At 69.5% G+C, this 6,128-nt stretch carries 7 protein-coding genes; 3 read left to right on the top strand and 4 right to left on the bottom strand.

Translation table 11 applies throughout. The features are described 5' to 3' along the window. Positions 1–969, top strand: a 969-nt coding sequence (locus JWQ05_RS13085; protein WP_299658879.1) for a glucan biosynthesis protein, incomplete at its 5' end; no start/stop codon positions are given. Next, positions 966–1,463, top strand: coding sequence for an N-acetyltransferase (locus tag JWQ05_RS13080; protein ID WP_299658878.1), 498 nt, complete (start codon positions 966–968; stop codon positions 1,461–1,463). The genes JWQ05_RS13085 and JWQ05_RS13080, both read left to right, overlap by 4 nt. A gap of 113 nt (positions 1,464–1,576) precedes the next feature. On the opposite strand, the gene JWQ05_RS13075 is transcribed toward JWQ05_RS13080, so the two are convergent. The 3 genes from JWQ05_RS13075 to JWQ05_RS13065 form a co-directional block, all read right to left on the bottom strand. Further along, positions 1,577–1,816, bottom strand: a complete 240-nt coding sequence (locus JWQ05_RS13075; protein ID WP_299658877.1) for a hypothetical protein — start codon at positions 1,814–1,816, stop codon at positions 1,577–1,579. A 140-nt stretch (positions 1,817–1,956) separates the two neighbouring features. Further along, positions 1,957–4,140, bottom strand: coding sequence for a glycine--tRNA ligase subunit beta (gene glyS, locus JWQ05_RS13070; protein WP_299658876.1), 2,184 nt, complete (start codon positions 4,138–4,140; stop codon positions 1,957–1,959). Positions 4,141–4,195: 55 nt separating this feature from the next. Next, entirely contained in the window at positions 4,196–5,143 is a 948-nt protein-coding gene (locus JWQ05_RS13065; protein WP_299658875.1) for a glycine--tRNA ligase subunit alpha, read from the bottom strand. 213 nt (positions 5,144–5,356) lie between these two features. Here JWQ05_RS13065 and JWQ05_RS13060 point away from each other — a divergent pair, with 213 nt between their 5' ends. Beyond that, a complete protein-coding gene (locus JWQ05_RS13060) occupies positions 5,357–5,596 on the top strand; it encodes a hypothetical protein (RefSeq protein WP_299658874.1) in 240 nt (79 codons plus the stop codon). Positions 5,597–5,600: 4 nt separating this feature from the next. On the opposite strand, the gene JWQ05_RS13055 is transcribed toward JWQ05_RS13060, so the two are convergent. Further along, positions 5,601–6,128 (bottom strand): S49 family peptidase (locus tag JWQ05_RS13055; protein WP_299658873.1); only part of this gene is annotated, 528 nt, incomplete at its 5' end.

The raw sequence follows: 6,128 nt of genomic DNA, 5'->3' as shown, positions 1-6,128 counted from the left end.
TTCCGCGAGTTCTGGGTCGGGGTGCCGGACAAGGACGCCGATTCCCTCGTGATCCACGCGCTCCTCGACGGGCCCTCGCTCACCGGCGCCTTCCGCTTCACCGTGGCGCCGGGCGACGAGACCAGCGTTTCCGTGAAGGCGACCCTGATCCCCCGGGTCGACCTCGCCACGGTCGGCCTCGCGCCGCTGACCTCGATGTTCTTCATCGGCGAGAACGACCGGCGCCATTCGGACGATTACCGGCCCGAACTGCACGATTCCGATGGTCTGCAGATCGCCGCCGGCAGCGGCGAGTGGCTCTGGCGGCCCCTCGACAATCCGCGCGGACGCCGCATCTCGACCTTCGGCGGCCGCGACCCGAAGGGCTTCGGGCTGATGCAGCGCGACCGGCGCTTCGAGACCTACCAGGACCTTGAGGCCTCCTACGATCGCCGGCCGGATTACTTCGTCGAGCCCGACGGCGCCTGGGGGGAGGGTGCCGTGATGCTGATGGAACTGCCCACGGACACGGAGACCAACGACAACGTCGTCGCCTGCTGGCGCCCGGCGCAGGCCTATCCCGCCGGCCAGCCGGTCACCCTGTCCTATCGCGTCCGGGCGCTCGGCGCGGCTCCGCTCCATCCGGGGGCGGGCGTGGTCAACACCTTCGGCGTCGCGCCGGTCGCCAGCGGCACCGCCAAGGCCGAAGAGACCAGGGGCGGATTGACCCGACGTTTTCTCGTCGACTTCGCCGGAGGCGAGCTCGGCTATTATCTGGCCGACCCCGCCCGGGTCGAGGTCGTCGCTGGAACCTCGGCAGGGCGCATCACCGCCACATCGATCGCGCCGAACCCGCACATCCAGGGCTTTCGCGCCGCCGTCGACGTGACCCTGGACGCGGCCGGCCAATCCACCGACCTGCGGATGTTCCTGCGCGCCGGTGGCCGGGCGCTCTCGGAAACCTGGGTCTATCCCTGGACGGCGGCGTGAGCGCGACCTCGCCCAAGACCGAGGCGCCGCCGCCGGTCGTCACGCTGCGGGTGGCGACGCCGGCCGATCTCGACGCGCTGGTGGCCCTCGAACACGCGGCCTTCGCCAGCGACCGGGCCGAGCGGCGGGCAATCCGCCATGCCATCCGCTCGCCCAGCATGACGGTGCTCGCGGCCGTCACGAACGACGAGGTGGGCCAGGAGACGCTGGTGGGAGCCGCCACCCTGGAGCGGCGGCGCGGCAGTCGCAATGCGCGCCTCTCCTCCATCGCGGTCTCGCCGCTGCGCGCGGGTCTCGGCCTCGGCAGCCTCGTCCTCGACGGCGCCGAGGCCGATGCGCGGGCGCATGGCTGCACGCATCTGCGCCTGGAGGTCCGCGCCGACAACGGCGCCGGCATCCGGCTCTACGAGCGGCGCGGATACGTCCGCTTCGCGGTCATCCCGGACTATTACGAGGACGGGATGGAGGCCTGGCGCTACACGAAGGCCCTCTGATTCAAGAGGTCCGCTGAACGAAGGGCACCTTCGAACGAAGGCCCTCTGTACGAAAAGACCCGCCGCGGCGGGGCCGGAGCGGGTCTGACAGGCGCTTCGATCCTGGTTTCGGATCAGTCGCAGCTCTCCTTGGTGACCGTCTTGCGGTCGCCGAGCTCGTTCTCCTTCGTCACGGTCTTCGAGGCGCAGCCATCGCTGGTCTCGCGGCGCTCGACCTTGCGGGTCTCGGAGGCGGGACGGTCGACGACGACGGTGTCGGGCGCATCGCGCCGGATCACCGTGGTCTCGGCCTGGACGGCGGAGGCACCGAACAGCGTTGCCAGGGTCAGGGCGGCGATGATGGGGTTGCGCATGGAGATCTCCCTCGTGGAAAGCTGTCGCCACAACGGAGATCGTCGCAAAACCGTTCCGCTTTTTCCTGGTGTACGTTGCGCAAGTCTCCCCAACGCTTTCATGTCCCGCTCGCGAAACTGCCGGGGTGCCTGCGAAACCCTCAGCCCTCGATACGCGAAAAGTCCGCGACCTCGCGCGTCGCGGCCCGCAGAGCGTTGAGGAGCGCGAGGCGGTTCCGGCGCAGGGCCGGGTCGTCGGCATTCACCGTGACCCGCTCGAAGAACGCGTCCACCGGCGCGCGCAGGGTCGAGAGCGCCCGCATGGCACCGGCGAAATCCTCCCCCGCCACGGCGGCCGAGGCGGTCTCGCCGGCACGTGCAAGGGCATCCGCCAGCGCCCGCTCCTCCGGTTCGCCCTGCGCGGCCAATGCCGCATCCGGCGCGGCGTCGTGGGCGCGGCCGTCCTTCTTCTCCTCGATGCGCAGGATGTTGGCGGCGCGCTTGTAGCCGGCAAGGAGGTTCCGGCCGTCGTCGGTCTCGAGGAACTGCCCGAGAGCTTCCACGCGTCGGACCACCATCAGGAGATCGTCCTGGCCGGGCAGGGCGAAGACGGCGTCGATGAGGTCGTGCCGGGCGCCCTTGTCGCGCAGGTAGACTTTGAGCCGGTCGGCGAAGAAGGCGAGGAGATCGTTGCCCAGGGTGTCGGCGAAGGCGTCATCGCCGAGCGCCCCCAAGGCCTGTTCGAGTTCCTCCGGGGTCCGGTCACCGAACTCGATCTGGAATGCCCTCCGACGCCCATGCGCATGGAAGGCCGCGTCGAACAGGTGGCCCACGAGCGACAGGCGCAGGTTGTTTTCCAGGATCAGCCGGATGACGCCGAGCGCGGCACGCCGCAGCGCATACGGGTCCTTGCTCCCGGTCGGTTTCTCGTCGATCCACCAGAACCCGGTCAGGATGTCGAGCTTGTCGGCGAGCGCGACCGCGACGGAGACCGGCTCCGTCGGGACCCGATCCGTCGGTCCGACCGGCCTGTAATGGTCCTCGATCGCCGCCGCGACCCTCGGATCCTCACCTTGCAGGGAGGCGTATGTCCGGCCCATCAAGCCCTGAAGTTCCGGGAATTCACCGACCATCTCGGTGACGAGATCCGTCTTCGCGAGTTTGGCGGCGCGATCGACGAGGCGAGGATCGGCATCGATGTCGTCGGTCAGCGCGAAGGCGAGGCTCGCGATCCGCTTCACCCGGGCACCCTGCGTTCCGAGCTTCTCGTGGAACACGATTGTGTCGAGCTTCGGCAGCCGATCCTCCAGCCGGATCCCCTTGTCGGTCTCCCAGAAGAACTTCGCGTCCGACAGCCGCGCCCGCACCACGCGCTCGTTGCCCGCAGTAATGGCGAGCCCCCCGTCGCTGGCGACGAGGTTCGAAGTGAGGACGAAGGCGGGCGCGAGGGTATCGGTGCCGGCCTGGCGCAGCACGAAGCACTTCTGGTTGGCCCGGATGGTGGCGCGGATGGCTTCGGCCGGAATGTCGAGGAAGGCTTCGTCGTAGGTGCCCAACAGGACCACGGGCCATTCCACGAGGCCAGCGACCTCCTCGAGCAGTCCCTCGTCCTCCACGAGTTCGAGGCCGCGCGCGAAAGCGAGGTCGCGGGCGTCGTGCAGGATGATGTCCTTGCGCCGCTCGACGTCGAGCACGACCTTCGCGCGCTCCAGGGCCTGGACGTAATCGTCGAAGCGCCGAACCTCGATGGCGTCGGGCGCCAGGAAGCGGTGGCCGTAGGTGGTGGTGCCGGCCGCGATGCCGTCGACCTCGAACGGCACCACGTCGGGCGTCTCGGTCTCGGGCCCGAAGGTCGCCACGATGGATTGCAGCGGACGCACCCAGCGCAGGGCGCCGGGTCGGGCGGAAGCCTCCCCCCAGCGCATGGATTTCGGCCAGGGGAAGCTGCGGACGATCTGGGGCAGGATCTCGGCCAGCACGTCGAGGGTCGCGCGGCCGGGCCGCTCGATCACCGCCACGTAGAACTCGCCCTTCTTGGGGTCCTTGACGATGGTGGCCTCGTCGAGGCTCGCCAGACCCGCGCTCTTCAGGAAACCCTGGACCGCGCCCTCGGGCGCGCCGACGCGGGGCCCTTTGCGCTCCTCGCGCACGTCCTGCCCGCGCGGCGGCAGGCCGGCCACGTGCAGGGCCAGCCGCCGCGGCGTCGCGAAGGCCTTGGCGCCCTCGTAGAGGAAGCCGCGCTCCACCAGGGCGTCGGTGACGAGCTTCTTCAGGTCGTCGGCCGCGCGCCGCTGCATGCGGGCGGGGATCTCTTCGGAGCGCAGTTCGAGGAGGAGGTCGGGCATGGGATCGTCCGGAGCGTTGTGGTCGATGGGGGGCAAGCGTCGAAGGGCGGAACGATCAGCCCGCGCCACCACCCGCCGTCTGCAGCCACGCCGCCCCGCAGGCCTTCGCCAGCTCGCGCACCCGCAGGATGTAGCTCTGGCGTTCCGTCACCGAGATCACGCCGCGCGCGTCGAGCAGGTTGAAGACGTGGCTCGCCTTGATGCACTGGTCGTAGGCCGGCTGGGCCATCCGGTGCCGGCCGGTGCCGCCCTCCGGCGCCCCGGCGTCGAGGTAGGTCCGGCAGGCCTTCTCCGCGTCTGTGAACTGGCGAAACAACATCGCGGTGTCGGCGGCCTCGAAGTTGTGGCGCGAGTATTCCTGCTCGGCCTGGAGGAAGACGTCGCCGTAGGAGACCCGTTCATCGCCGGTGCCCCCGTTGAAGTTGAGGTCGTAGACGTTCTCGACGCCCTGGACGTACATCGCCAGCCGCTCCAGGCCGTAGGTAAGTTCGCCCGCCACGGGCGCGCACTCGAAACCGGCGACCTGCTGGAAGTAGGTGAACTGGCTCACCTCCATGCCGTCGCACCAGCATTCCCAGCCGAGGCCCCAGGCGCCGAGCGTCGGGCTCTCCCAATCGTCCTCGACGAAGCGGATGTCATGCAGCTTGAGGTCGACGCCGATGGCGTCGAGGGAGGCCAGGTAGAGTTCCTGAAGGTTGGGCGGGTTCGGCTTCAGGATCACCTGGAACTGATAATAGTGCTGAAGCCGGTTGGGATTCTCGCCGTAGCGGCCGTCCTTCGGGCGGCGCGACGGCTGAACGTAGGCGGCCTTCCAGGGCTTGGGGCCGAGCGCCCGTAGGGTGGTGGCCGGATGGAAGGTGCCCGCACCCACCTCCATGTCGTAGGGCTGCAGGATCACGCAGCCCTGCGCGGCCCAGAAGCGCTGCAGCGTCAGGATGAGGCCCTGGAACGAGGTCTCGGGTGCGAGATCGACGGCGCTCGAGATGGGGCTGGCGCTCGACATGGAATTTCCGGACCGTGGAGGGGTCGCCAGCGTTTAAGAGGCTCGCCCGGGGTGTCAAGCGGAGGCGGTTGCGGTGCACCCGTGCGGCCCCGCACACAATTCGGCCACGATTTGGCTTGGCCGTGGAACGGTCTGGCTTGCTGCCAAGTTTATCCGGCAATCAAGGGGTCTTCGCCGTCTCACTCGACGGTCGACAAGTTGGAACCACGGGCCATGCGCTCCACCGTCACAGTCTTCGCCGCCCTCGTTGCTGCCTCCCTCGTCGCGACCCCGGTCGTGATTAGTGCCTCGAACGCTTTCGCGACCCCCGATCACTCCGAGGCGGTGACGATGCCCGCCGCCGTGACCCCGATCGACGTCGTCACCGTCCCGGCTCCGGCCCCGGCCGAGACCTGCACCCGCAAGGTTCGGGTCGTCTATGCCGGCTACGCCGGCGACACCTGCCGCCGCTGAGCGCTCACAGGCCGTAGCGCGCGAACGCGGCGCGGTCCTCGATCGACGCCAGCACCTCGCCGGCGATGCCCGTCGCGGTGCCGCCGGGCGCGTTCCGGCGCAGGATGCGCGCCACGAGCGACCCACTCTTCTCCGCCACCAGCACGAGTTCGACCTTGTCTCCGAAGCGCGCCCTCAGGGTCGAGCGCGCGTCGCCGAGGGCATCGACGAGGCCGAGCGGCACCGCCTGCCGCCCGGTCCAGACCGCGCCGGTGAACAGGTTCTCGCCGTTCGGCGCCAGGTTCGGGCGCCGGCCGCTGACGAGCGCGGTGAACAGCGCCTGCACGTCCGCCTGGATCACCTTGAGCCGGGCGACATCCGCCGGATCCTCGGGGCGGAACGGATCGAGCATGCCCTTGGCCTCGCCTTGCGTGTGGACGCGCCGCTCTACGCCGATGCGCTCGATCAGCCGATCGAAGCCGAACCCCGCCGAGACGACCCCGATTGAGCCCACCAGCGACATCGGGTCGGCGATGATCTCATCCGCCGCGCA

The sequence above is a fragment of the Methylobacterium sp. genome (assembly GCF_028290105.1).
Lineage (GTDB): Bacteria > Pseudomonadota > Alphaproteobacteria > Rhizobiales > Beijerinckiaceae > Methylobacterium.
This window is presented reverse-complemented; position numbering and strand designations above follow the sequence as displayed.

Coding starts and splice junctions, on each gene's coding strand:
- JWQ05_RS13075 (WP_299658877.1), bottom strand. CDS start 1,816: ATGCGCAACCCCATCATCGCCGCCCTGACCCTGGCAACGCTGTTCGGT.
- glyS (WP_299658876.1), bottom strand. CDS start 4,140: ATGCCCGACCTCCTCCTCGAACTGCGCTCCGAAGAGATCCCCGCCCGC.
- JWQ05_RS13065 (WP_299658875.1), bottom strand. CDS start 5,143: ATGTCGAGCGCCAGCCCCATCTCGAGCGCCGTCGATCTCGCACCCGAG.
- JWQ05_RS13060 (WP_299658874.1), top strand. CDS start 5,357: ATGCGCTCCACCGTCACAGTCTTCGCCGCCCTCGTTGCTGCCTCCCTC.